The organism is Agrobacterium larrymoorei, from assembly GCF_030819275.1.
Classification (GTDB): Bacteria; Pseudomonadota; Alphaproteobacteria; order Rhizobiales; family Rhizobiaceae; genus Agrobacterium; species Agrobacterium larrymoorei_B.
On the sequence record NZ_JAUTBL010000002.1, the window covers coordinates 1667682 to 1691847 of the forward strand.

A 24166-nucleotide genomic window follows, 5' to 3' on the forward strand; every position below is an offset into this window, starting at 1 on the left:
TTATGGCTTGGCCGCCAGCATCGCTTCAATATGCGGCGGCACCTCTCCGTCAAACGTCTTGCTGCGCCAGTCATAAGCGCGGTGGACGGACCAGGGTCTGGCGACGCCTCGCATCGCCGCGCGTGCAGCCGCGACGGGCGCTCCACTTTCATTCAGCCAAAGCTCCAGCGAACCTGTCTTGCGTAATGTGGCGGCGCTGATCAATGTTGCGCCTGAGCGACAAGTCGTGAAGGGCACGGAGCGCGAGGTGACGACGATATCCGCCACATCACAGGCGGTTCCGGTGAAGGCGGTGTTCGAAATGGCAGCGACCCTGACGCCAGTCTCATGCCGCCCCACGCACCACGCATTCCTCTGGCATGAGAAAGCGTTCGTCCGCTCGAGAGCCAGTAGCATCTTTTCGCGGGCCTGTTGCTTTTGCTGATCGGTCAGAACAGGTTGGCGGCGCGTCGGTGCCTGTACCGTGGTCTCTTCATCGCTCGCTGCGTTGTCATCAAAGATGACAGGCGCCACATGCTTGTCCGGCAGCGGCACCGCCCTCGCCCACTGTTCATAGACAAAGCCCTTCGCCTGACGCTTCGTTGTGGCGACGGCCTGATCCGTGCGAAAAGCGACGAGAACGCCATCTTCGTAGATCAAAAGGTCCGGCTTCGGCTTATTCTGCTCAACCGGCACCAAGACAAGACCAGCAAGGAGAAGAGGAAGCCCCACGAGAGCGAGCCGTGTCCGCAGCAAGGTCAGCAGAAGAAAACCGACCGTAGAGACAATGAGAAACCATGGGTGCTGCCGCCCGATTGTGGCGTCTCCGCCCCAGCTGGATACGGTTTTGGCAATGTCGATCACCATCGCCATGCCGTAACCCATCAGCTTCAGGAACGGTGCGTCGAGACCGAAGGGCATGAGCAGCATGGCAATCAGCGCAGATGGCATGACGATGATGGACATGACCGGCATAGCCGCGAGATTGGCGGCCAGGCCATAGGTGGTGATCCGGTGGAAATGCTCGATGGAGTAAATCGCGGTCGAGACGCCTCCGATCAGCGAGGTGATGACCACACCCCCGACAATGGTACCCGCTTTGGAGGATGCCACCATCCACAAGGGTGGTCGCGCAACAAAGAGACGCTCTCGATTGCCCCGCCATCTGCTCCAGAAGGAATAGGCCGCGACCAGCGCAAGCGTTGCGGCAAAGGACATCTGGAAACTCGGACCCATGATCTCGTGCGGTGAAATCGCAATGATGACGATGGCCGCAAGCGCGACATTGCGAAGGCTGATCGACGGCCGGTTCACGAGAACCGCGGCCAGCATGATCGACATCATCAGCCATGCCCGCTCGGCGGAAACGGCAAAACCTGAGATCAGGTAATAGGCGAATGTCATCAACAGCGCCGCAAATGCCGAGATCTTCTTCACGGGATAGCGTTGCGAGAAACCCGGAAAAAGGCTGAAAACCATGCGCATGCCGACGAAGAAGATGCCGGAGGCCAGCGCCATGTTGAGCCCGGATATAGCGACGATATGGGCGAGCCCCGACACACGCAACGCTTCCATTGTTTCACTGGAAATCGCACGGCGCTCATCCGTGATGATCGAGGCCGCAAAAGCGCCCGCATCACCGCCGATGACGCTGCGTATGCGTTCCGCAATGGCGGAGCGCAACGCGTAAAGCCAGGAATCGGCTGCGTCTAACCAGCTGTCCTTGTCCTCGCTCTCCCTTTGCGTCGGCAAGGCCGTGGGTGCGCTATAAAAGAATCCGGTTGCACCAATCCCGTCGAAATAGGCGGAAAATGCAAAGTCGTTGAGGCCGGGCAGCGCGGGACCGGATGGGGGCGAAAGACGCGCCTTGCCGGTAATACCGGCCCCAACCGCGATGGGTTGTTCGCGACTGCGGGCGAGAACAGAAATCCGGTTTGGCAGCCGTGCCAGAGAGGGACCACTCGTCGAAGTCAGGGCAATCGTATAGCGCCAGTAGCCCTTGGCATCCACCTCCCGCCTCTCCACTGTGCCAGTAATTGTAGTGGTCACGGCACTGTCGAGAACCGTCGTCCCTGCACGGCGGGTCTCCCAGTTCGCTAGCAACATGCCAAGCAGCAGAAGTGCAAGCACGGCAACCATGAACGAGACCACGGTTTGTCGATGACGCATGATAATGGCAATGGGGATGACGCAAAGGCTGCTTACAAAGAGAACGACGTCGGACGGTGGAGAGGAAAGCGAAAACCAGAGTGCCGCGCCCGCGCCGATCAGCACGGGGATGAAAAGGAAGCCCTGCCGGTACTGGAGCTCCTCGGCGATGCAGCGCGATAAGGTCGATCGCAATCGCTGCGCAAAGCCTTGATGCGCAGGATGCGATGGAGCGAAGATTGCAATATCGGTATTCGTGAGACCGGCGGGCAAATTGATGCCGTCGAGCTCGACCCTCACAGGCGTGCCCGTCTCTAGCAAGCGGAACTGCTGCCGTTCCCCGTACTCGTTCAAGTGCCGCCCCTCGGTCCCTTAGGCCAATTTGCAGCCTTGCGATTCGGATTGCAATCCAGCGCGCCGATTAAGGAAGCATTGACTTAAAACGAAACAGTAAAGTGGCAAAATCGATTAGATGGGCATATTCCAATTCCGCGATGCACAATTTGCCTTTTGGATAGCTTGGCATCGTCGCACGGATCATATAGCTAAATCCGTGACGCTTAATTGGCCGATGCGTCAACCCGCATCGCCTGCATATTCGGAGGTATGGTATGACGGAAAAAAGCGCTACAGTGACCCTCGGCGACAAGACGATCGATCTTCCTGTACGAGAAGGTACGATTGGCCCGCACGTCGTCGATATCGGCACTCTGTACAAACACACCGGCTCCTTCACCTACGATCCCGGTTTCACCTCTACCGCCTCGTGCGAATCCAAGATCACCTATATCGATGGTGACGAAGGCGTTCTGCTGCACCGCGGTTACCCGATCGAGCAGCTTGCCGAACAGGGCGACTTCCTCGAGACCTGCTATCTGCTGCTTTACGGCGAACTGCCAACGACCGCGCAGAAGAAGGACTTCGACACCCGTGTGACGCGTCACACCATGGTGCATGAACAGATGAGCCGCTTCTTCACCGGTTATCGTCGCGACGCCCACCCAATGGCTGTCATGTGTGGCACCGTCGGCGCTCTCTCCGCCTTCTACCATGACTCGACCGACATCACCGATCCGCACCAGCGCATGGTCGCTTCCCTGCGCATGATCGCCAAGATGCCGACGATCGCGGCCATGGCCTACAAGTACCATATCGGCCAGCCCTTCGTTTACCCGAAGAACGATCTCGATTACGCATCGAACTTCCTGCACATGTGCTTTGCCGTTCCGTGCGAAGAATATAAGGTCGACCCGGTTCTGGCGCGCGCCATGGACCGCATCTTCATCCTTCACGCCGACCACGAGCAGAACGCGTCGACCTCGACCGTTCGTCTGGCCGGTTCCTCGGGCGCAAACCCATTCGCATGTATTGCAGCCGGCATTGCCTGCCTCTGGGGCCCCGCTCACGGCGGCGCCAACGAAGCAGCGCTGAACATGCTGAACGAAATCGGCACCGTTGATCGTATTCCTGAATACATCGCCCGCGCCAAGGACAAGAACGATCCGTTCCGCCTGATGGGCTTTGGCCACCGCGTCTACAAAAACTACGATCCACGCGCCAAGATCATGCAGAAGACGATGTACGAAGTGCTGGAAGCCACCGGCAACTCCGACGATCCGATCATGCAGGTCGCTCTCGAACTCGAGAAGATCGCGCTTTCAGATCCTTACTTTGTCGAGAAGAAGCTGTACCCGAACGTCGACTTCTATTCCGGCATCACGCTCAAGGCGCTTGGCTTCCCCACGACCATGTTCACGGTTCTCTTCGCTCTCGCCCGCACCGTCGGCTGGATTGCTCAGTGGAACGAGATGATCGAAGATCCGCAGCAGCGTATCGGTCGCCCGCGCCAGCTCTACACCGGTGCTGCAAAGCGCGACTACGTTCCGGTTTCCAAGCGCTAAACCGCTCCCGGACATTGAAAAAAGAAGAAGCGTCTCCTGCGAGGCGCTTTTTTTATGCGCTAAGCGCTGGGTGCTGAATCGGCCTGAGAGGGGAAGACTTGAAGCAAACCCGGCTTCCGCTTATATCGTCGGGGAGAGGACGACCTCGGCCATGTCGGCAACAGCACTCGGGACGGCCCGATTTGGTTATCTCGGGAGTTTCCCCATGCGCAGCATAGGCGATCGTATACGCCACGCCCTCAGCTTTGAAATTATCGGCCTTGCTCTCGTCATTCCACTTGGCGCGGTCGTCTTCCATATGCCGATGAGCGACATCGGCATTGTCGGCATCGTCAGCGCCACCGTCGCAACGGCTTGGAATTATCTCTACAATCTCGGCTTCGACCACACCTTGCAGCGCCTGCGTGGCACGACGCTGAAGACGCCAACAATCCGCGTCGTCCATGCCGTTCTATTCGAGCTTGGACTTCTGATCGTCCTGATGCCTTTCATAGCCTGGTACCTCGGCATCGGCATCATCCACGCGCTTATCATGGACGTATCCTTCGCGCTGTTTTACATCGTCTACGCTTTCGTCTTCAACTGGGCTTACGACACGATCTTTCCCCTGCCGGAATGGCGGAAAGAAGCGACAGCGAAATGAGCCTTCGGGTTTGACCCAAATGCGATCACAAAGAAAAACGCCGCGCATCGTATGATGTCGCGGCGTTCATTTTTCAATATCGTATACCGATTAAAGCGCCTTCAACGTCCAGGCCACAATCTCGCGAGACGCTGCAGCGAAAGCCGAGTCCAGCGCCTTGACGAGGTTGGCATTGCCCGTGCCGCTGACACGTGTGCTCGCCCGGAATACGTTCTGCGCCCGAACGGTGCCGTTGCGATCATTCAGCAACTGTACCGAAATCTCGATATTGGCGACGTTATTCTTGGTGTCGATCTCGAAAGCGCGGATATCGGTCACGACCTGATAGTCGATCGCCAGTCCCTGCCCTGGACGCCCGACACCGCCGAGGCGACCCGTATCCTGGAAGGCCTCGACCAGCTTCGACTGCACCATGCGCGGCAGTCGGTCGCTCCATTGCGAATTCGCGAGATACTGAACCTCCGAATTGGAAAGCCTTACAACGATATTCTCGCTGTCCAGCGCCTTCAAGGCGGTCGGCTCCGCGATCAGAAGCTGTCGCGACTTCAGCGATGGCGCCTGCGTCACAGGTGCCGGCGACACGGACAAATCGAACGTATCGTTCTTGGCACCGCCGCCACAGCCCACAAGGAGTGCACCAAGAAGGGGCATCATCAGAGCAAACTTCATCGAAGTCGGGACAAATCCCCGCACGTGCATCGGTGAAATCATAGAACCACTACCCCCATCAACGCCGTGTCCGGCCATCATATTGTTTTACGTTCTCGCCACCAAAGATCAGACGCTGCGGATCGCGGTCGAAATTGGTGATCGTATTGTTGAGGTTGTCGACCGTCTGGCGCGTATTGCTGATCAGCGCCTGGAAGTCTCTCAAACCCGAATTCGAGAACCGCGTAAGATTGTCGGCAATCGGACCAATACGCGCATTGAGGTTGTCCGCCACAGCCTTGAACGAAGCGAGCGTCTCACGCGCTTTGGCAAAAAGCGAATTGGCGTCATCGGTTCCAAGCATGCCATCGACTTTCGCTAGAATGCCGTCGACGCGACTGGAAGCCAAGTTCAGCTTGCGAGACATGTCGGTGAAGTCGGCAATCGCCTGATCGATGTCCTGGCGGCGCGTTCCGACGTCATCGGCGATCTGACGGAACGTCGAAATTGCCTGACGTGCGTCAGCGGTTGCGGCAGACACGTCGTCCACCGTGTTGCTGACCTTGGCCGCATCGACAGAAGCCAGCAGCTCGTCCGCGCGTTTCACCACGGTCTGAACTTCAGCGCTAGCCTGCTCGAAGTTGCGAGACGTGCGCTGGACGGTGTCCATGACGTCCTGAATGCCACCGGATGAGGCCGCAACGTCGGACGTAACCTTGTCGACATTGGTGAGGATCGAGTCGATCTTCTGCGAGTCCACCGCCTTCACCAGATCTTCGACCGCCGTCAGCGTGCCATCGAGACGAACGGACACCGACTGCACGGTGGTCGACAGCGAGCTCAGGCTTTCGAGGAAGTTTTCGATCCCGTCGGAATTAGAAGCCAGTGCAGCGGAGAATTTCTCGGCATTGCGAACGGTTTCCGTCAACGGTCCGCGCGCATCCTGCACGAAGCCCTGCAGCTCACCGATCGCCCCATCCGCACGCTTGAGGATCTTGTCGGCTGTTGCCAAGAGGTTGGTCACGCTCGATAAATCAGCCGTCAGTTCAGCCGGAACACCGGTCTCAAACGACTTCTGGAGAATCCGCTCTTCATTGCTGCGTCCGCCGGAAAGCTCGATATAGGCAGCGCCCGTCAGGCCCTGGATTTCCAGAACGGCACGGGTGGATGGAAAGACCGGCGCATCCGCCTGCACTTCCGTGTAGGCAATCGAGTAAGCCGGATCGTCACGGTCGATCGAAAGACCACGCACCGTACCAACGGGAATACCGTTGAACCGCACGGGAGAACCAACAGACAAGCCGTTTGCCGAGCCGGGGATACGGATCGTCAGCTGTGCTGTGGGACCGCCGCGACCGAACTCGGCCATCCAATAAACGAAGCCAAACGCCGCCGCGACCACGATGAGCGTGAAGATACCGACAATGGTGTAATTCGCCTTGGTTTCCATGCCTATCCGTTACTCCCCGGAATCTGTTGCGTGCCATCCGGAAGGACGACGGCGCGAGCCCGCTTTCCGCGGAAATATGATTGGACCCAAGGATCGTCGTTATTGAACATATCCTCAAGTGTACCTTCGACTGCCACCTTGTTGTTGCCGAGAACGGCGATGCGGTCGCAAACTGAAAACAGGCTGTCGAGATCGTGGGTCACCATGTAGACGGTCAGACCCATCGAATCGCGCAGGCGCGCAATCAGCATATCAAATTCTGCGGCACCGATCGGATCGAGACCCGATGTCGGCTCGTCCAGGAAAACCAGATCCGGATCGAGCGCCAGAGCGCGCGCCAGCGCTGCGCGCTTGATCATGCCGCCCGAGAGTTCGGAAGGAAACTTGTCGCCCGCATCCGGCTTCAGACCCACCATCTCGATCTTCAACGCAGCAAGCTCATCCATGAGCTTTTGCGGCAGATCGAGATATTCGCGCATCGGCAGTTGAATGTTCTCTTTCACGGTCAAACCGGAGAACAAAGCACCTTGCTGAAATAGAACGCCAAGACGCGTATCAAGCGCCATGCGCTCTTCATCCGATGCCTTGTCGTAATCCGTCCCAAGAATCTTGATGGTGCCGCCCTGGCGCGGCAGAAGCCGCAGCACCGTACGCATCAATACCGACTTACCTGCACCGGATGGGCCGATGAAGCCGAGGATTTCACCGCGATAGACATCGAGATCGAGATGATCGAGCACGACCTTATCGCCAAAGCTGACGGTCACGCCTTGGACCGAGAGCACGACTTCGCGATCCTTGTTGCTGGCTTTCTTGTTGTCGACTGCTTGCCCTTGATCCACAGCCCTCTCCTCAGAAATCGATGGCTGAATAGAAGATGGCAAAGACGGCATCGACGAGGATCACGACGAAGATCGACTTGACCACCGATGACGTCACGTGCTGACCGAGCGACTCCGCGCTGCCGCCAACCTTCATACCTTCGACGGCTGCAACGATGCCGATGATAAGAGCCATGAACGGCGCCTTGATCATGCCGGACGCGATCGTCGAGCTTTCAACGGCGGCATGAAGACGCGAGAGAAACACTTCGAAGGTGATGCCGGAGTAGAGCAACGATACGATGGCAGCGCCAAAGAGTGCGGAGAAATTGGCGATGATGGTGAGAAGCGGCAAGGCGATGGTCAGCGCCACCAGACGCGGGAACACCAGAACGCCCACCGGGTTAAGACCGATGACCTTGAGCGCATCGATTTCCTCGCGCATCTTCATCGAACCGATTTCAGCGGTGATTGCACTGCCGGACCGACCCGCGATCATGATGGACGTCAGAAGGACACCGATTTCACGCAGCTGCAGAATACCGACAAGGTCGACAACGAAGACTTCGGCGCCAAAGTACCGCAGCTGGAACGCGCCCTGCTGGGCGATGATCGCACCGATCAGGAACGACATCAGCGTAATGATGGGCACCGCTCGAACGCCCATGTGATCGATCTGGTTGACGATAGCAGCCGGTGAAACACCGCGCCCTCGGCCAAGCTTCATCTGCGCGCCCCGAACAGCAGAGCCGAGAATGAACATGCCCGCCATGAAGTCCGATCCTGCCTGGACGACATTGCGTCCGATGGGATCAAAAATGCGGCTGACGATGCTTTGCTTGTGCGTATCCTTCGGCGGCAGCGGCGCTTCATCGGGAAGCGAGTTGATGATCTCCTCGACCTTCTCGTTGCCCTCGAAGCTCACCTCCGAACCCGACTTCTCCAGGCGACTGCGCAGGCGGTGGAGGATCCACGCACCCGTCGTATCGATATTATCGACACCGGAAAGGTCGATCCTGATCGGCCCAGACGCACCTGCTTTTTCGATTTTTTCGAGTTCGGGCAGCACGGAAGAGATATTTGCATTGCGCCAGGAACCGGAGAGCACATAGCGCACACCGCCGCGCTCCGCGTTATTATCCGCCGAGATTGCAGCCTGTTCCACCCGCTTGCCTGGTTCCTGTTCTTGCATATTTCTCCGAGCGAATGCAGCTTACTGAAAGATTCTCTTAACGATTCATATCGTTTGCCGGACCAGCAAGCCACAGCGGTGCACCGTAAATGGATACATATTTTGCAGGTTCCATGGTTTTCCCCCCCAACTATAAGGCAATTTTGATGGGCCGTTACCTCGAAGCCACAGCACAAGTCTTCCCGGTTGCAGGAAGCTTCACCATTTCGCGTGGAAGCCGCACCGAAATCAACGTGGTGACGTGCACCATCACGCAGGATGGCGTCAAAGGTCAGGGAGAATGCGTCCCCTACCCGCGCTATGGAGAAACAATCGACGGCGTTCTGGCAGATATTGAAGCGGCGGCGAAGGCGATCGCCTCTGGGCTCGACAAAGAGCATCTTCAGCAAGCGATGAAGCCGGGTGCCGCACGCAATGCCGTCGACTGCGCTTTATGGGATCTGGAAGCGAAACTCTCCGGCAAACGGGCTTCGTCCCATTTTTTGCCGTCGGTACCGACGCCGCTTCTGACCGCCTATACGATTTCGCTTGCCGATGCTGAGACGATGGCGGCAAAAACAAGAGAGAACGCCCATCGTCCACTCTTGAAGATCAAGACCGGGACCGAGGACGACGAGGCGCGGTTACGCGCCGTTCGCGCAGCCGCACCGGATGCCAGAATCATCGTCGATGCCAATGAGGGATGGCGTGAAGAAAACATCGAGCACCACATGGCCATCGCGGCGGAACTGGGCATTTCGCTTATCGAGCAGCCTCTTCCCGCAGGAAATGACGCGTTTCTCGCAACGATAAAACGCCCCATTGCCATTTGCGCGGATGAGAGCGTTCATCTCACGAGAGACCTGGCGTCGCTTCGAGATCGCTATGACGCGATCAACATCAAGCTCGACAAGACGGGCGGCCTCACCGAAGCGCTGGTGATGAAGCAGGAGGCCGAGCGCCTCGGTTACACAATCATGGTGGGCTGCATGCTGGGAACGTCGCTTGGCATGGCGCCCGCCGTCCTTCTGGCACAGGACACCGCCTTTGCAGATCTGGACGGCCCGCTGCTCCTGGCGCGCGATCGAGAGCCGGGGCTCGTCTATGACGGATCTTTCGTGCATCCGCCGCACCCCGAATTATGGGGATAAACGCACCGTTAGAGCGCCCTTCAAATTCAAGCACCCCGCTTTTTTGACAATCGGCTCCGATTACCGGGCCGATGCTGTCGGGAGAGACCTTATCAAGCCGCCTTGGAATCGATCAGCTTGGGGAACGCGACCGGCTCCATTTGGCGAACAGTTGGCTCTGCCGTCGTCTCACTGGTCTGCATCCAGGTGATCAGTTCGAAGGTGCCGTCCATGGTCTCGGCAATTGCCGTGCAGCTTTCCACCCAGTCACCGGTATTGATGTAGCGGATCCCGTCGATATCCTCCATCACCGCATGGTGAATATGGCCACAGATCACGCCATCCACCTTGTTGCGCCGGGCTTCATCGGCCACCACGCGCTGGAACTCGCCGATGAAGTTGACCGCATGCTTCACCTGCAGCTTGGCCCAGGCGGAGAAGGACCAGTAAGGCAGGCCGATGCGGCGGCGAACGGCTGCGATTGCGACATTGATGGCGATGGCCGCATCGTAAGCCCAGTCACCGAGATAGGCGAGAAGGCGTGCATTGCGCACAACGACATCGAACTCGTCCCCATGCAGCACGAGATACTTCTTGCCGTCTGCCGCCTCGTGGATCATGCGCTCGGCCACTTCGATGCCGCCGAAATGGGTGCCGGGAAATTCCCGCAAGAATTCGTCGTGGTTTCCAGGGATATAGACAATGCGCGCGCCCTTGCGCGCCTTGCGCAAAAGCTTCTGCACCACGTCATTGCAGCCTTGCGGCCAGTACCAGCTGCGACGAAGGCGCCAGCCATCGATAATGTCGCCGACCAGAACGATCGTGTCCGCTTCGTGATACTTCAGAAAGTCCAGCAGGAAATCCGTCTTGGCCGCTTTCGAGCCAAGATGCACATCGGAAATGAAGAGCGTTCTGAAGTGTCTGGTTTCGGTCTGCGTGGCCATGGCCTCATCCCCTCGTCTCATGAAAGGCGTTTGGAAATCTTTCATCTTTTGGAAAAACAGACTCGTGTTTCAGCAAGATGACAAAGCGGCATTTCCATGGTCTGACGCTGGTCTTTTTGCGAATATCGACTTTCGCGCTTTTGCATGCCACGCGCCAAATAAACGGCTGTACCGTCGGACTGTTTGCTGTATGCAAAGACCTTCGCGAAAATTGAAATAAAGCGGTGAAAAAGATGAGTTCTCAGGACAAGGGCACGACGCAAAACAAGAGCAGCAATGCGGATCTGGATGAGCAGGCGCTCTTCTACCACCGCTATCCGCGCCCGGGTAAACTCGAAATTCAGGCTTCCAAGCCGCTCGGCAACCAGCGCGACTTGGCACTTGCCTACTCACCGGGCGTCGCGGCCCCGTGCCTTGCCATTCATGAAAATCCGGAAACGGCAGCAGAGTATACCGCGCGCGCAAACCTGGTGGCTGTGATTTCGAACGGCACCGCCGTGCTCGGCCTCGGCAATATCGGCCCGCTGGCGTCCAAGCCGGTCATGGAAGGCAAGGCCGTTCTTTTCAAGAAATTTGCCGGTATCGACGTCTTCGATATCGAAATCGACGCGCCCGGCATCAACGATATGGTCTCCACCATCTCCGCCCTTGAGCCCACCTTCGGCGGCATCAACCTTGAAGACATCAAGGCTCCTGAGTGTTTCGAAGTCGAGCGTCAACTGCGCGCCAAGATGAACATCCCGGTCTTTCATGACGACCAGCACGGAACGGCAATCATCGTTGCCGCAGCCGTTACCAATGCCTTGGAACTCGCCGGCAAGTCCTTGTCCGACGTCAAGATCGTTGCGTCCGGTGCCGGTGCTGCGGCCCTCGCCTGCCTCAACCTGCTGGTCGTGATGGGCGCCAAGCGCGAAAACATCTGGGTCCACGATATTGAAGGCCTCGTTTATGATGGCCGCAACACGCTGATGGACGAATGGAAGGAAGTCTACGCGCAGAAAACCGACAAGCGCGCGCTGGCAGAATCCATCGATGGCGCGGACGTGTTCCTCGGTCTGTCGGCCGCTGGTGTTCTGAAGCCGGAGCTGCTGGCGAAGATGGCGGAAAAGCCGCTGATCCTGGCACTCGCCAATCCAAAGCCCGAAATCATGCCGGAGGAAGCGCGTGCCGCGCGTCCCGATGCGATGATCTGCACCGGCCGTTCGGACTTCCCGAACCAGGTCAACAACGTTCTCTGCTTCCCTTACATCTTCCGTGGTGCGCTCGATTGCGGCGCAACCAGCATCAACGAAGAAATGAAGATGGCGGCTGTGCGCGCGATCGCCGAACTGGCGCGCGAGGAAGTTTCAGAAGTAGCAGCCAAGGCCTATAGCGAAGAGACACCGATCTTCGGCCCGAACTACCTCATCCCTTCGCCTTTCGACCCGCGTCTCATCCTGCGCATTGCCCCCGCCGTTGCGCGTGCTGCCGCCGCAAGCGGCGTCGCGTCGCGACCCATCACCGATTTCGATGCCTATCTCGATCAGTTGAACCGCTTTGTCTGGCGTTCCGGCTTCATCATGAAGCCGATCTTCAACAGTGCCAAGAGCGCGGAAAAGAAGCGCATCATCTTTGCCGAAGGCGAAGACGAGCGCGTGCTGCGGGCCGCGCAGGTTCTTCTGGAGGAAGGTACGGGCATCCCGATCCTGATCGGCCGTCCGCAGATCATCGAAACGCGCCTGAAGCGCTTCGGCCTGCGCATCCGCCCGAACGCCGATTTTGCTGTGGTCAATCCGGAGGACGATCCGCGCTACCGCGGATATGTCGATGATTACTTCGCGCTTGTCGGTCGCGCTGGTATCAACCCGGAAGCGGCGCGTACGATCGTGCGTACCAACACCACTGTCATCGGCGCCCTCTCCGTCAAGCGTGGCGAGGCCGATGCTCTGATCTGCGGTCTGGAAGGCCGGTTTGACCGTCACTTGCGCGACGTCAACCAGATCATCGGCAAACGCGAAGGCGTGCAGTCTTTTGCCGGTCTGAGCCTGCTGATCACCCAGCGGGGCGCGCTGTTCATGACCGACACTTTCGTCAATTACGATCCGAGTTCGGAAGACGTCGCCGAAATGGCGATCCTCGCCGCCAAGGAAATCAAGCGCTTCGGCATCACACCGAAGATCGCGCTCGCCAGCCATTCGAACTTCGGTTCGCGCGATTCCGCAAGCGCCCGCAAAATGCGCGCCGCACTTCAACTCGTCCGCGACAAGGCGCCAGAACTGGAAATCGATGGCGAAATGCAGGGTGGTTCGGCATTGTCCGAAATACTGCGCAAGCGCGCCATGCCCAATAGCGCTTTGTCCGGTGAGGCAAACCTGTTGGTCTTCCCGAACCTCGACTCTGCCAATATTTCGCTCGGCATCGTTCGCACGATGACGGAGGGTCTGCATGTCGGGCCAATCCTGCTTGGCACGGCCTTGCCGGCACACATCCTGTCGCCCACTGTCACCTCGCGCGGCGTGGTCAACATGGCAGCGCTTGCAGCCGTCCAGGCTTCACACCCTTCGGTGTGATGGTCGCGAGCGACGAAGATAGTGCGTCACTTCGAATTAACGCAATTTTGAAACTGCTGTTGCCGCATTGCGGCACAGCCCTATGCTATCCTGAACTTAATCCTAGCGCGAACGTTGGTGGTTGATGTTGAAAGGGATGCCGACTGAATGCTGACGGGCCTGCAGAAATCGAAGGGGCGCACGGCGCCACGCCGTAACCGTCTCATCGGTTCCGTGATAGCGGCATTTCTCATCGCGCCCCTTGCCGCTGAGGCGCAGGACATCTGCGAAACGCTTGAGGCTCAGCTGAGGCAACCAGCAGAGTCCACCCAGGTTATCGGCACCACAGCGCAGGTCCGGCAATTTGCCAATGCGCTGACGCAGCAGAACCTCGTGATCCGGCGCATCAAGAACGATCTGCGAAGCTATGGCTGCTCCTCCGGCAGCGTTATCGTTTATGGAAACCCGAATGCGCAAATCTGCGGTGACATCGCGGATGCACTGGCGCAGGCCGAAGCCGAGCGGGACATGATTGCTCAAGACCGCAATCGTATGCTCGCGAGCCGTCGCACGGAAGCGGCTGACCGATGGGATCGCATCATGGCAGCGCTTGATGCGGAGGGCTGCCTTGATCGTCGTCCACCCGATTACGCGTCGACCGACCCTAGATTGGATGCTCAACCCCGCGGCTACACCGATCCCTTCAATGACCATCAAAGGGACATCGGCAACTACGGCCCGACACCGGATATGCCGACCGAGGGTGGCTTGAGGACGCTCTGCGTGCGCACCTGCGACGGAGCCTTCTTCCCCATATCCTCCAATGCCACGCCGATGGATTTCGGCGCTCAGGCTGCGCAATGCGAGCGCATGTGTCCCGGCACCGAAACAGAACTCTTCTACCATTCCATGGTCGGACAAGAGAGTTCGGATATGGTGTCAGCCAAGACCGGTCAGCCTTACAAGTCTATGCCAACAGCCTTTGCCTATCGCAACGGCTCACCGTCGACACGGTCTCCCTCCTGTTCATGCAACATGGCAGCCTATCATCAAGAGATGAAGAAGCAGAATGAACAGGCGAGCGCACCACAATCGTCTCCTGATCGATCCTATTCCGGGATCACCCGGATTCCCGCGCCGAAGACCGAGAACCCCAAACCGGCTTCGCCAGAACCTGCTCCGCAGGTCGAGGCCAAGGCTCCCCCTGCTCCCGAGAGGGACTACGACCCGAAAAACAGCAAGGTGCGTATCGTCGGGCCACAATTCCTCCCCGAAGAGACAAGCCGCATCGACCTGAAAAATCCCGCCCTGAAGGGTGCACAGCCTCAGCAGGAATAAAACCGCATGCGGAGCCTCACAATAGAGAAGCCGCATCAGTGCTTAGAGCATCGGCCCGAAAATCTGCATCGATCTCCGAATGCATGACGCATCATTTAAAGGCCGTTTATGTGTCAAATAAAGCGTGTCGCGATCTTTCAGATTCGCTTATACGCTTTAGGTCCTTGTTATCGCATGTCGATATCGCAAAACCGCTGCACAGTTTTGCGCGACATGCTTTAGGACGCATAACCCTCTAAAATCGCGGAAACCAGGGCGGTACCAGCGGTTGGCCTGGCATTGGCTCTCGCACCGGCAGGCCGACATCTCGCCGAAGCCGATCGCTCAGATGGGTGGCGTGGTTTCTCGTCCGCCGATGCTTCATGGCACCGAGAACCGCTGCCTTCAGCGTAGCCCACGCACCGAAGCTGCGAACCAGCTCCTCAACTGTCCTGGAAAGATCATTTACACTCAAAGATTGTTGTTTAGACATAGGTCATCCGTCCCGGCGCTCGATAGCAACCAGGTCCTCTTGTGATGAAAAAAGGCGTGCGGAAACGTTCTGCGCAGCAACAGACTGCGAGGTCAAAAGACTATCGACACACCGTGATGTATAGTGAAAGCGCCTGCAAAGGCAGGGAAAAGCTTAGATCGCGATTCCACGTCGGTATGCGCGGAGCTTGGATCCGGACATCACCGGGGCCACGGGCATAACCATACCAGAGAGGCAAAAATGCTTAAATGTAGTCATCTAACGCCTCCTGTTTCTTGAGTTGCGGGCCCGATTTTTCTGCCACATCTTCGATTCGCCTGCAAGAGGTTCAATCGCGAATTGTATTGATGACAGTATATCAGTGCAAAAAAGTCACAGGAGGCGCCAGTGACATTCATCAGCGTAGCAGCTTGTGCTTAGCGATGCTCGATCTTCAAACCGAAGCCTTGCATCAGCCTTCTCGTGGTGAAATCCGGCTGACCGGATGTGAAGATGGCGAAATCAAAGCCATCAGGATGCTCCGCTCCCTGTAACACCTCGACCTTGCGGCGTGCCTGCCGGGCAATCGCTTCCGCCGGATCGAGCCAGTCAACAGGCCATGGTGCAAGCCTGCGAAAGACGTTTGCCATAAAAGGATAATGCGTACAGGCAAGCACCACGATGTCGGTCCTTCGGCCCTGATCCTCGATAAAGCACGGTGAGATTTCCGCCAAAACGTCCTCATCCAAGACGCTATCGCCCCTTATCCAGCTTTCCGCCATCCGTGCCAGATTTTCAGAACCGACGAGGCGCACGTGACATTGCGTGGCGAAAGACTGGATAAGGTCCCGGGTATAGGCGCGCTTCACCGTACCGGGTGTTGCCAGCACAGAGACAAGGCCTGAGCGCGTGCGCTCTGCCGCTGGCTTTATGGCCGGCACCGTTCCGATAAAGGTCATGTCGGGAAAAGCGGCCCGCAAGTCTGCGCCGGCAAGCGTGAAGGCTGTGTTGCAGGCGATGATGCAGATTTCCGGCCGATAGGTGTCGAGCAATTGGGCGAACAGCGAGAGAATGCGTCGGCGCAACCCATCCTCTTCCCATCCGCCATAAGGAAACCCCGCATCATCGGCGACATAGATGAAGCCGCGCTCGGGCATCAAAACCCGCGCCTCGCGCAAAACCGTCAGGCCGCCGATGCCGGAATCAAAGACAAGAACCGGCTTGGAAACGGGAAGATCAGTCGTTGTCGCCAGAGCCATTCGTTGGTGTCCCCTCGCCTTCGGCGCTTTTCTCTGTCCGCTTCGGCCAGCGGCGCGGAAACGCGTCCAGCGATTTGATCACGCCGCGAAACACGCTGATTTCCTGCTCCGTAAATCCCCGTCGCGACAGAACAGCGCGCAGATTGTCGACCATTTTTGGCTTTTTTTCAGCCGGATGGAAATATCCGCGCGCGTCCAGTGCCTCTTCGATCTGGTCGAACAGGCCGAAGACCTGTTCCTTGGTGGAAGGCCGTTGCTGCACCGACTGAAACGCAGTCTCCGCAAGATCTTCCATGCCGGACTTCATCCACTCGTAAGACATCAGCAGCACGGCTTGAGCAATGTTGAGCGACGCGAAGGCGGGGTTGACGGGGAACGTCACGATTTCGTCGGCAAGCGCGACCTCCTCATTCGTCAGACCCCAGCGCTCGCGGCCGAACATGATCCCGGTTCTCTCACCTGCCTTGAACTTGGCGCGCAAGGTTTCAGTCGCCGTGACTGGCGCGCGGACCGGCTTGAAGCCGTAGCGTTCACGCGCCGTCGTCGCATAGACGAAATTCAGATCACGAACCGCATCCTCCAGCGTGTCATACACCTTGGTGGCATCGATGACGTGGTCGGCCTTGGATGCGGCAGCGCGCGCCTTCTCGCTCGGCCAGCCGTCCCGCGGATTGACAAGACGCAGCTCGGCGAGGCCGAAATTGGCCATGGCGCGCGCCACCATACCGATGTTTTCGCCAAGCTGAGGCTCGACCAGAATGATCGCCGGGCCTTCGGCAATGAGTTCGAGATCGCTGTTTGTACCTGCCATAGTCGCCTTCCAATTTTTAGGCTTCACTGGCACAGTTTTCCGCGCAAATCAAAGGCAAGGCGTGATTGGAGCAGGCTTATTCGCCCTTGATGATGTTTGCCATCTCTTGCTGCAGGGAGTCTCGCCCCTCGTCGCCAACGCGATGAATGTCGTTGATGACCGGCTTACCGTCTTCTTCGATCACGTCGAAATTGACCTGATCGACGGTTGCCTTCATCTCGGCCTCATCCATGCAGGCCCACAGCTTGAACTTGACGGTGACGTCGCTCACGCCATCCTTGGGCGGCGCCGCCGAAATGTTGACGTCCTGCAACGGGCAGCCATCCTGCGAATTGGTCACAACATCATAACCGAAGGGATCACCCTTCTCGCCTGCCTCTGCCTCGTAGGCGGGCTTCTTCGAGGCTTCGCGATATTGAGCAATGAATGCCCTGCTGAAAAGCGTCGTCAGCAGATCTTCGTCGAAGATATATTTCCAGTCGTCCGCCTCGCCGGACCAGTTCTTTACCGTAATGTCCATGACCTTCTTCACCGGCTCGGTGGGATCGGCGGCAAAGGCGCTGGACGAAAGGAATATTGCGGCAATGGCGAGCAGAACTTTCTGCATGATGACGTCCTGAAACTTCGGCTTACCCAACGTAAGCGATTCGCCTGAATCTAATCTGCGAATGTGTTTTGGCAATGCGGTAAGCAGCCTTTTAGAAAGGCCAAAAAAACTGGCCAATGGCTTTGCCTCTGCCGCTCGCAATGCTATAGCGCCACGGGATATTTGCCCTTATGGCGCTCGATTGGGCGCAACCGCTCTCGAAGGTGAGGAATTCATGACAAAGATCAAGGTAGCCAATCCGGTCGTCGATCTCGACGGCGACGAAATGACCCGTATCATCTGGCAGCTCATCAAGGACAAGCTGATCCTGCCTTACCTCGATCTCGATATCGAATACTACGACCTTTCCGTCGAAAACCGCGACGCTACCAATGACCAGGTGACGGTCGACGCGGCACACGCCATCAAGAAGCATGGCGTCGGCATCAAGTGCGCGACCATCACGCCGGACGAAGCCCGCGTGGAAGAATTCAACCTCAAGCAGATGTGGAAGAGCCCGAACGGCACGATCCGCAACATTCTGGGCGGCGTCATCTTCCGCGAGCCGATCATCTGCAAGAACGTTCCGCGCCTGGTTCCCGGCTGGACCCAGCCGATCGTTGTCGGCCGTCACGCTTTCGGCGACCAGTACAAGGCAACCGACTTCAAGTTCCCCGGCAAGGGCAAGCTGACGATCAAGTTCGTCGGTGAAGACGGTCAGGTCATCGAGAAGGATGTGTTCGACGCTCCGAGCGCCGGCGTGGCTCTTGCCATGTACAACCTCGACGATTCCATCCGCGAATTCGCCCGCGCATCGATGAACTACGGCCTGATGCGCAAGTGGCCGGTTTACCTGTCCACGAAGAACACCATCCTGAAGGCCTATGACGGTCGCTTCAAGGACATCTTCGAAGAAGTCTACCAGAGCGAATTCAAGGCGCAGTTCGACGAAGCCGGTATCACTTACGAGCACCGCCTCATCGACGACATGGTCGCTTCCGCGCTCAAGTGGTCCGGCGGCTACATCTGGGCCTGCAAGAACTACGACGGCGACGTTCAGTCGGATACCGTGGCGCAGGGCTTCGGCTCGCTCGGCCTGATGACCTCGGTTCTCCTGTCTCCGGATGGCCGCACGGTCGAAGCAGAAGCGGCGCACGGCACGGTGACGCGCCACTACCGTCAGCACCAGAAGGGTCAGGAAACCTCGACCAACTCCATCGCATCGATCTTCGCATGGACCCGTGGCCTCGCCCACCGCGCCAAGCTGGACGACAACACGGAACTGGCAAAGTTCGCCACGACGCTTGAAACCGTCTGCGTCGACACCGTTGAAGCCGGCTACATGACCAAGGACCTCGCGCTCCTGATCGGTCCGGATCAGCCTTGGCTCTCCACCACAGCCTTCCTCGACAAGATCGACGAAAACCTCAAGAAGGCCATGGCTGCCTGATCGGCACCTACGCTTGAGAAATCTTCGAAAACCCGGCCTTCGCGCCGGGTTTTCTTTTAAGACATGGTCCAAACAAAACTGTGCAGCGGCTATGCGATAACGAGGACCTGAAGCGTATGAGCGAATCTGACAGTTCGCGACATGCTTTAGGACTTGAGGCATGTCTTGATTACGTCATGCAGCCGGAGCAAACTCCCATGACAAGGGAGAGAGACATGAGCGATCTGACATTCTACACCCACCCCATGTCACGCGGACGCATCATCCGTTGGATGCTGGAGGAAGTGGGCGCGCCTTACGACACAAGGATCATCGGCTTCGGCAGCGATATGAAGGCTGGCGAATACACAGCGATCAATCCCATGGGCAAAGTGCCCGCGATCAAGCACGGCAAGGTGGTCGTCACAGAATGCGCGGCGATCTGCGCCTATCTGGCGGATGCCTTTCCAGAGAAGGGTCTTGCGCCGCCGACCGGCGATCGTGGCCTTTACTATCGCTGGCTCTTCTTCGCAGCCGGGCCGCTGGAAATGGGTATCACTAACCGCGCGTTGGGGCTGATAATACCGGAAGATAAGTATCGCATGGCCGGATGCGGCCGCTTCGAAGACCTGATGGATACGCTCGAATATGCCGTGACGCAAAACCCCTTCATTGCCGGTGACAGCTTTACGGCCGCCGACGTCTATGTGGGCTCTCATATCGTATGGGGTCAGCAATTCGGCTCGCTGGAGAAGCGCCAACCATTCAGTGATTATCTGGGCCGCCTTGGTCAGCGCCCCGCTTTCCTGCGCGCTCAAGAGATCGACGACGCTGTGATCCGGGAGATGCAACCGGCCTGAACACATATGGTCTTGAGTGCATCAATTTCTATCAAAGGGTGCGTCGAGCCGAGATGAATATCCTACTTACGATTGAGCTAAGTCTTTGTGAAGATTATAAAATTCACTCGTTCTCACATATAAATCATTAACTCGTTGTGTCGTAAAACCAAACATTGCCAACAAGCCTGCAAACGCAGTAGACGGCTACTGCGTTCGCGCTGACGCAGTGCCTTACAACGAGAGGCGACTGTAATGATGACCGTGCTGGGATGCATCGTCTACAAACACAACATCTGGCTCGTGCTTGTGGCAGTGCTCTTATGCGGTACAGGTTCATGGGTGACGTCCCGCCTGTTCAGTAAAACGATAACGGCGACCGGGACACAGCGCATCGGCTGGCAGGCCATGACGGCTCTTTCCGCAGGCGTCGCGATCTGGTGCACGCATTTCGTCGCCATGCTTGGCTATGATGCAGGCGTACCCATCGGCTTCGATTTGTCGTTGACCGTCGTTTCGCTTTTGGTCGTGCTATTTGGCAATGCGATCGGTTTTGCCGTGGCAGCCAGCAAACGCAATCCGATCATGCCCGCCTTGGGCGGCGCGATCATCGGGCTCGCCATCGCCGCGATGCATTATACCGGCATGATTGCCTACCGAGTTCAAGGAATTGTATCCTGGGACAGGATCTACCTCGTCGCCTCGATCATTCTTTCCGTGGGTCTGTCTTCGGTCGCGCTGCATTTTGGTATGCGAAGAGGCAGCAACGCCATGGCGGTGGTCCTGACGCTTGCAATTGCCGTCTTGCATTTCACAGGGATGACTGCATTCCAGGTCGAACCGATGTTCGTCGATGGATCCTTCTCCAATCCGGATTCGCTTTGGACTCTGGCAATCGCGATTTCCGGTATGGCTTTCGTCATCGTCTCCTGCGGTCTGGTGAGCTACCTCATCGACAACAGCACACGCGCCGAGACAATCGCGCATCTTCGCCAGATGGCCTTGTACGACGCGCTGACGGGCCTTCCCAATCGCGCCAACTTCAACGAGAAGCTGGAGGAAGAGCTTGCACTCGCCGATACGCAAAAGATCAGGATAGCCATGATCGGCATTGATCTTAACAGGTTCAAAGAGATCAACGACACCCGCGGCCATCATGTGGGCGATGACGTGTTGACCGACCTTGGTCTGCGGCTCAAAAATCTGGTTCGAGAAGACCACGGCGAGTTCGTTGCCCGCGTTGGCGGCGACGAGTTTGCCGCCCTATTCCGTATTCGAGACGACGAACTGGTCGGCATCAATGGGTTTCTGGACCGTCTTGAAACGGTGATGTTCAGTCCGATCAACGTCGACGAAGCCCAAATTGTCGTTGGCGCGAGCTTCGGCGTCGCCATCTACCCCGACAACGCCACCACGAAGGAAACGCTCGTCAGTAACGCAGACCTCGCCATGTATAGAGCAAAGTCGCAACTGACGGAAAAGCGGGTCTTTTTCTACGAGACGGGCATGGACACCGCTATCAAGGCCCGACGTGCTATGGCAGCGGACTTGCGCAAAGCACTGGCTCGCGATCAACTTTCAGTCCACTATCAGGTGCAGACATCTGTTTCGACCGGCGAGATCACAGGATATGAAGCCCTGCTGCGCTGGAAACATCCAGAGCGTGGTTTCATCCCGCCTTCAGACTTTATTCCGCTGGCGGAGGAAAACGGCCTCATCCTGCAACTGGGCGAGTGGGTGCTACGAACCGCCTGTGCCGCGGCTGCCTCATGGGAACCAGCCTGTAAAGTGGCCGTCAACCTGTCCGCCGTACAGTTTGCCGCAGGAGATCTGCCCAAGCTCGTGATGAGCATCCTTCTCGAAACCGGACTTCCACCGCATCGACTGGAACTGGAACTCACAGAGACCGCCATCTTGAAGGATCGCGAGCGCGCCTTTCACATGCTTCGCCAAATCAAGTCATACGGGGTCTCTGTTGCGCTTGATGACTTCGGTATAGGTTACTCCTCGATCGACACGCTTCGCTCGTTCCCCTTCAGCAAGATCAAGCTCGACCGCTCTTTCATTGACGAAGCGCACAGCAACGAAGAAGCGTTGACCATCATTCGCACCGTTCTGGCACTCGGCAAGGGTCTCAGGATCCCAGTACTGGCCGAAGGCGTTGAGACGCAGGAGCAACTTTCTCTTCTTAAGCTGGAAGGATGCGGGGAAGCACAGGGCTACTTGCTTGGCCGGCCTGCACCGCTGGATGAGATCGTCGCGACGGGCCGCTTGAGGATCATTGAACGACCGCTCGGCTTACAAAAAACCGAATTTCATACACAGCCCTGCAACGCTGATATCGTAGACCCGAAAAGTGGAACCGACGGCTAAGTCTTGAAAAGAAGCCCTGAAAACCCTGTTAATAGGCTTCAGGTTAACAGAACCAAGGTCGAATTCGCCACGGGTTAGGCCGGAATCCGGCCTTTCTCGTTTGCGGTAGCGCCAAAGACCTCCTCAAAGGCCTCACGTAGAAAGACATCGACGTCGTTGATCATCACCAGCAGGCCAAGATCGACGAGGCTGGTGACGCCGTATTGGGTGATGCCGCAGGGAACGATGCCACCGAAATGGCTAAGCTCGGGATCGACATTGATCGACAGGCCATGGAAGCTGACCCACTTGCGCAAGCGAATCCCGAGCGCAGCGATCTTGTCCTCGGACATGGAGCCATCCGGCAGAAGCGGCTTTTCCGGCCGACGAACCCAGACACCCACTCGATCCTCACGCCGCTCGCCCCTGACGTTCATCTTGTCGAGCGTGCGGATGATGACTTCCTCCAATGCCGCCACATAGGCGCGCACATCCTGGCGCCTGCGCTTCAGATCGAGCATCACATAGACCACTCGCTGGCCTGGGCCGTGATAGGTATACTCCCCGCCCCGCCCCGTCTCGAAGACGGGAAAGCGGTCCGGCTCGATCAGGTCGGACGAATCGGCACTGGTGCCCGCCGTATAGAGCGGTGGATGTTCAAGGAGCCATACAAGCTCGTCTGCCTCGCCTGCGGCGATTGCCGCCACTTCACGCTCCATCTCCTCAATCGCCTGCTCATAAGGCACCAGCCCGTCGGAGATTCGCCAGCGCACGGCAGGAGAACCGGCTCTAGGGTACATTGTGGAAGTAAGATCGGTGCGTGTGAGCATGTAAATGTCCTTTCCACAGCCTTCTGGCAGAATGGAATTCAGGCTGCAAGCCCAGCATTTCCGGGCTTCTTCCATATAGGGAGGGAAATGCCTGTTTTTAATTTCAAAAAACTGTCACGGCACTCTTGTGCACCCAAAATCCTTTTGCTACATGCACCCCGTCGGCGCAAGTCGACCCTACCACGATGCGGTCGTGGCGGAATTGGTAGACGCGCAGCGTTGAGGTCGCTGTGGGGCAACCCGTGGAAGTTCGAGTCTTCTCGACCGCACCAAAAGAAAAACCCGCTTCGGCGGGTTTTTCTTTGTCTTCAGTTCTCTAGGCGATTTTCCTGAAGCTTTGCGTGAAGCCCCACTGTCCGTTCAGTGAATGGAAATATTTCTCTTGTCCGCCTCTTCCTTGATAATATCCTCTACCAATTCCCGCTTCAGAGACGGATTTCCCAACAGGTAATCATCGGCGATTTCGAAGATCGATTTCGGGCTTTCGGTACGGCTCAGCGTATCGAGATCCTGAGCAATCTGCTGTCGAAGTTCTGAGTAATCTTCCATGACTGTCTCCTCTGTTGAGAAGACAATGCAAATGGCATCGCACCGGTTCCTGAGCCAAAAAGAAACCCTCCGCGAGGAAGGGTCAGCCGGGGAAGCCAGCGGGATGCAGGTAGCATATCCAGCCGCTGCGCCCATCGAATCGGGCATCGCTGATGCAACTCTTATTTTTCATCATTCAGAGCGCGATCATGCCGCTGCAAGGCAGTTGAGGCTTGTTCAGCCCAAACGCTCTGCAGCGGCGCCTGTGGGCGAAACACGCTACTGTGGAGGATCGTCCAGCATAGCCCAACTGCTGACGAACGAAGAAAGATTTCTGACGGTACAGTCACGTCACCAACGGCCACCCTTGAGCCTTGAAA

Annotated in this window: 19 protein-coding genes and 1 tRNA gene; 9 read left to right on the plus strand and 11 right to left on the minus strand. The window is 57.5% G+C overall.

All coding sequences use genetic code 11. From position 1 onward, the window contains the following. Positions 1 to 2481 carry a ComEC/Rec2 family competence protein gene (locus QE408_RS16755; protein WP_306933122.1) on the minus strand — a complete coding sequence of 827 codons (2481 nt, stop codon included), beginning with the start codon at positions 2479 to 2481 and terminating at the stop codon, positions 1 to 3. Positions 2482 to 2738: 257 nt separating this feature from the next. Here QE408_RS16755 and gltA point away from each other — a divergent pair, with 257 nt between their 5' ends. Then, positions 2739 to 4028: a citrate synthase gene (gene gltA / locus QE408_RS16760; RefSeq protein WP_306933124.1), complete on the plus strand. Its 1290-nt coding sequence runs from the start codon at positions 2739 to 2741 to the stop codon at positions 4026 to 4028. A 205-nt stretch (positions 4029 to 4233) separates the two neighbouring features. Beyond that, positions 4234 to 4671 carry a PACE efflux transporter gene (locus QE408_RS16765; RefSeq protein ID WP_306933126.1) on the plus strand — a complete coding sequence of 146 codons (438 nt, stop codon included), beginning with the start codon at positions 4234 to 4236 and terminating at the stop codon, positions 4669 to 4671. Positions 4672 to 4761: 90 nt separating this feature from the next. Here the strand turns inward: QE408_RS16765 and QE408_RS16770 are convergent, their stop codons facing one another. The 4 genes from QE408_RS16770 to QE408_RS16785 form a co-directional block, all read right to left on the minus strand. Continuing rightward, entirely contained in the window at positions 4762 to 5325 is a 564-nt protein-coding gene (locus QE408_RS16770) for an ABC-type transport auxiliary lipoprotein family protein (RefSeq protein WP_373465561.1), read from the minus strand. A gap of 73 nt (positions 5326 to 5398) precedes the next feature. Continuing rightward, complete coding sequence (locus QE408_RS16775) at positions 5399 to 6769, minus strand: MlaD family protein (RefSeq protein WP_306933130.1); 1371 nt, start codon at positions 6767 to 6769, stop codon at positions 5399 to 5401. Positions 6770 to 6771: 2 nt separating this feature from the next. Further along, entirely contained in the window at positions 6772 to 7611 is an 840-nt protein-coding gene (locus QE408_RS16780; RefSeq protein WP_306933132.1) for an ABC transporter ATP-binding protein, read from the minus strand. A 10-nt stretch (positions 7612 to 7621) separates the two neighbouring features. Further along, positions 7622 to 8782 carry an ABC transporter permease gene (locus tag QE408_RS16785; protein ID WP_306933134.1) on the minus strand — a complete coding sequence of 387 codons (1161 nt, stop codon included), beginning with the start codon at positions 8780 to 8782 and terminating at the stop codon, positions 7622 to 7624. Between the two features lie 146 nt (positions 8783 to 8928). Here QE408_RS16785 and dgcA point away from each other — a divergent pair, with 146 nt between their 5' ends. Then, positions 8929 to 9912, plus strand: a complete 984-nt coding sequence (dgcA, locus tag QE408_RS16790; RefSeq protein ID WP_306933136.1) for an N-acetyl-D-Glu racemase DgcA — start codon at positions 8929 to 8931, stop codon at positions 9910 to 9912. Between the two features lie 92 nt (positions 9913 to 10004). On the opposite strand, the gene QE408_RS16795 is transcribed toward dgcA, so the two are convergent. Beyond that, on the minus strand, positions 10005 to 10835 hold the full coding sequence (locus QE408_RS16795; RefSeq protein WP_306933139.1) for a UDP-2,3-diacylglucosamine diphosphatase: 831 nt from the start codon (positions 10833 to 10835) through the stop codon (positions 10005 to 10007). A 233-nt stretch (positions 10836 to 11068) separates the two neighbouring features. Between QE408_RS16795 and QE408_RS16800 the strand changes: the two genes are divergently transcribed. After that, positions 11069 to 13384, plus strand: a complete 2316-nt coding sequence (locus QE408_RS16800) for an NADP-dependent malic enzyme (RefSeq protein ID WP_306933141.1) — start codon at positions 11069 to 11071, stop codon at positions 13382 to 13384. A gap of 147 nt (positions 13385 to 13531) precedes the next feature. Continuing rightward, positions 13532 to 14701: a DUF2865 domain-containing protein gene (locus tag QE408_RS16805; protein ID WP_306933142.1), complete on the plus strand. Its 1170-nt coding sequence runs from the start codon at positions 13532 to 13534 to the stop codon at positions 14699 to 14701. Between the two features lie 888 nt (positions 14702 to 15589). Here the strand turns inward: QE408_RS16805 and murI are convergent. From murI to QE408_RS16820, 3 genes are all read right to left on the minus strand, one after another. Further along, on the minus strand, positions 15590 to 16411 hold the full coding sequence (gene murI / locus QE408_RS16810) for a glutamate racemase (protein ID WP_306933144.1): 822 nt from the start codon (positions 16409 to 16411) through the stop codon (positions 15590 to 15592). Beyond that, positions 16389 to 17222 carry an RNA methyltransferase gene (locus QE408_RS16815; protein WP_306933146.1) on the minus strand — a complete coding sequence of 278 codons (834 nt, stop codon included), beginning with the start codon at positions 17220 to 17222 and terminating at the stop codon, positions 16389 to 16391. The genes murI and QE408_RS16815 overlap by 23 nt, the downstream gene beginning before the upstream one ends. Positions 17223 to 17298: 76 nt before the next feature. Then, complete coding sequence (locus QE408_RS16820) at positions 17299 to 17829, minus strand: hypothetical protein (protein ID WP_306933148.1); 531 nt, start codon at positions 17827 to 17829, stop codon at positions 17299 to 17301. Positions 17830 to 18043: 214 nt separating this feature from the next. On the opposite strand from QE408_RS16820, the gene QE408_RS16825 reads away from it, so the two are divergent. From QE408_RS16825 to QE408_RS16835, 3 genes are all read left to right on the plus strand, one after another. Continuing rightward, entirely contained in the window at positions 18044 to 19258 is a 1215-nt protein-coding gene (locus tag QE408_RS16825) for an NADP-dependent isocitrate dehydrogenase (protein WP_306933150.1), read from the plus strand. A 215-nt stretch (positions 19259 to 19473) separates the two neighbouring features. After that, complete coding sequence (locus tag QE408_RS16830; RefSeq protein WP_306933153.1) at positions 19474 to 20097, plus strand: glutathione S-transferase family protein; 624 nt, start codon at positions 19474 to 19476, stop codon at positions 20095 to 20097. A 234-nt stretch (positions 20098 to 20331) separates the two neighbouring features. Next, on the plus strand, positions 20332 to 22449 hold the full coding sequence (locus tag QE408_RS16835; protein WP_306933155.1) for a putative bifunctional diguanylate cyclase/phosphodiesterase: 2118 nt from the start codon (positions 20332 to 20334) through the stop codon (positions 22447 to 22449). Positions 22450 to 22523: 74 nt separating this feature from the next. Here QE408_RS16835 and lipB read toward each other — a convergent pair whose 3' ends face one another. Next, entirely contained in the window at positions 22524 to 23258 is a 735-nt protein-coding gene (gene lipB, locus QE408_RS16840) for a lipoyl(octanoyl) transferase LipB (RefSeq protein ID WP_306933158.1), read from the minus strand. Between the two features lie 187 nt (positions 23259 to 23445). Between lipB and QE408_RS16845 the strand changes: the two genes are divergently transcribed. After that, positions 23446 to 23530: transfer RNA gene (locus tag QE408_RS16845), tRNA-Leu, on the plus strand. Positions 23531 to 23618: 88 nt separating this feature from the next. Here QE408_RS16845 and QE408_RS16850 read toward each other — a convergent pair. Continuing rightward, positions 23619 to 23807, minus strand: a complete 189-nt coding sequence (locus tag QE408_RS16850) for a hypothetical protein (protein WP_306933160.1) — start codon at positions 23805 to 23807, stop codon at positions 23619 to 23621. Between the last annotated feature and the right edge of the window lie 359 nt (positions 23808 to 24166).

What these genes read in the sequence shown, in the direction of transcription:
- gltA (WP_306933124.1), top strand. Translation starts at nt 2,739, where the DNA reads ATGACGGAAAAAAGCGCTACAGTGACCCTCGGCGACAAGACGATCGAT.
- QE408_RS16765 (WP_306933126.1), top strand. Translation starts at nt 4,234, where the DNA reads ATGCGCAGCATAGGCGATCGTATACGCCACGCCCTCAGCTTTGAAATT.
- QE408_RS16770 (WP_373465561.1), bottom strand. Translation starts at nt 5,325, where the DNA reads ATGATGCCCCTTCTTGGTGCACTCCTTGTGGGCTGTGGCGGCGGTGCC.
- QE408_RS16775 (WP_306933130.1), bottom strand. Translation starts at nt 6,769, where the DNA reads ATGGAAACCAAGGCGAATTACACCATTGTCGGTATCTTCACGCTCATC.
- QE408_RS16785 (WP_306933134.1), bottom strand. Translation starts at nt 8,782, where the DNA reads ATGCAAGAACAGGAACCAGGCAAGCGGGTGGAACAGGCTGCAATCTCG.
- dgcA (WP_306933136.1), top strand. Translation starts at nt 8,929, where the DNA reads ATGGGCCGTTACCTCGAAGCCACAGCACAAGTCTTCCCGGTTGCAGGA.
- QE408_RS16795 (WP_306933139.1), bottom strand. Translation starts at nt 10,835, where the DNA reads ATGGCCACGCAGACCGAAACCAGACACTTCAGAACGCTCTTCATTTCC.
- QE408_RS16800 (WP_306933141.1), top strand. Translation starts at nt 11,069, where the DNA reads ATGAGTTCTCAGGACAAGGGCACGACGCAAAACAAGAGCAGCAATGCG.
- QE408_RS16805 (WP_306933142.1), top strand. Translation starts at nt 13,532, where the DNA reads ATGCTGACGGGCCTGCAGAAATCGAAGGGGCGCACGGCGCCACGCCGT.
- murI (WP_306933144.1), bottom strand. Translation starts at nt 16,411, where the DNA reads ATGGCTCTGGCGACAACGACTGATCTTCCCGTTTCCAAGCCGGTTCTT.
- QE408_RS16815 (WP_306933146.1), bottom strand. Translation starts at nt 17,222, where the DNA reads ATGGCAGGTACAAACAGCGATCTCGAACTCATTGCCGAAGGCCCGGCG.
- QE408_RS16820 (WP_306933148.1), bottom strand. Translation starts at nt 17,829, where the DNA reads ATGCAGAAAGTTCTGCTCGCCATTGCCGCAATATTCCTTTCGTCCAGC.
- QE408_RS16825 (WP_306933150.1), top strand. Translation starts at nt 18,044, where the DNA reads ATGACAAAGATCAAGGTAGCCAATCCGGTCGTCGATCTCGACGGCGAC.
- QE408_RS16830 (WP_306933153.1), top strand. Translation starts at nt 19,474, where the DNA reads ATGAGCGATCTGACATTCTACACCCACCCCATGTCACGCGGACGCATC.
- QE408_RS16835 (WP_306933155.1), top strand. Translation starts at nt 20,332, where the DNA reads ATGATGACCGTGCTGGGATGCATCGTCTACAAACACAACATCTGGCTC.
- lipB (WP_306933158.1), bottom strand. Translation starts at nt 23,258, where the DNA reads ATGCTCACACGCACCGATCTTACTTCCACAATGTACCCTAGAGCCGGT.
- QE408_RS16850 (WP_306933160.1), bottom strand. Translation starts at nt 23,807, where the DNA reads ATGGAAGATTACTCAGAACTTCGACAGCAGATTGCTCAGGATCTCGAT.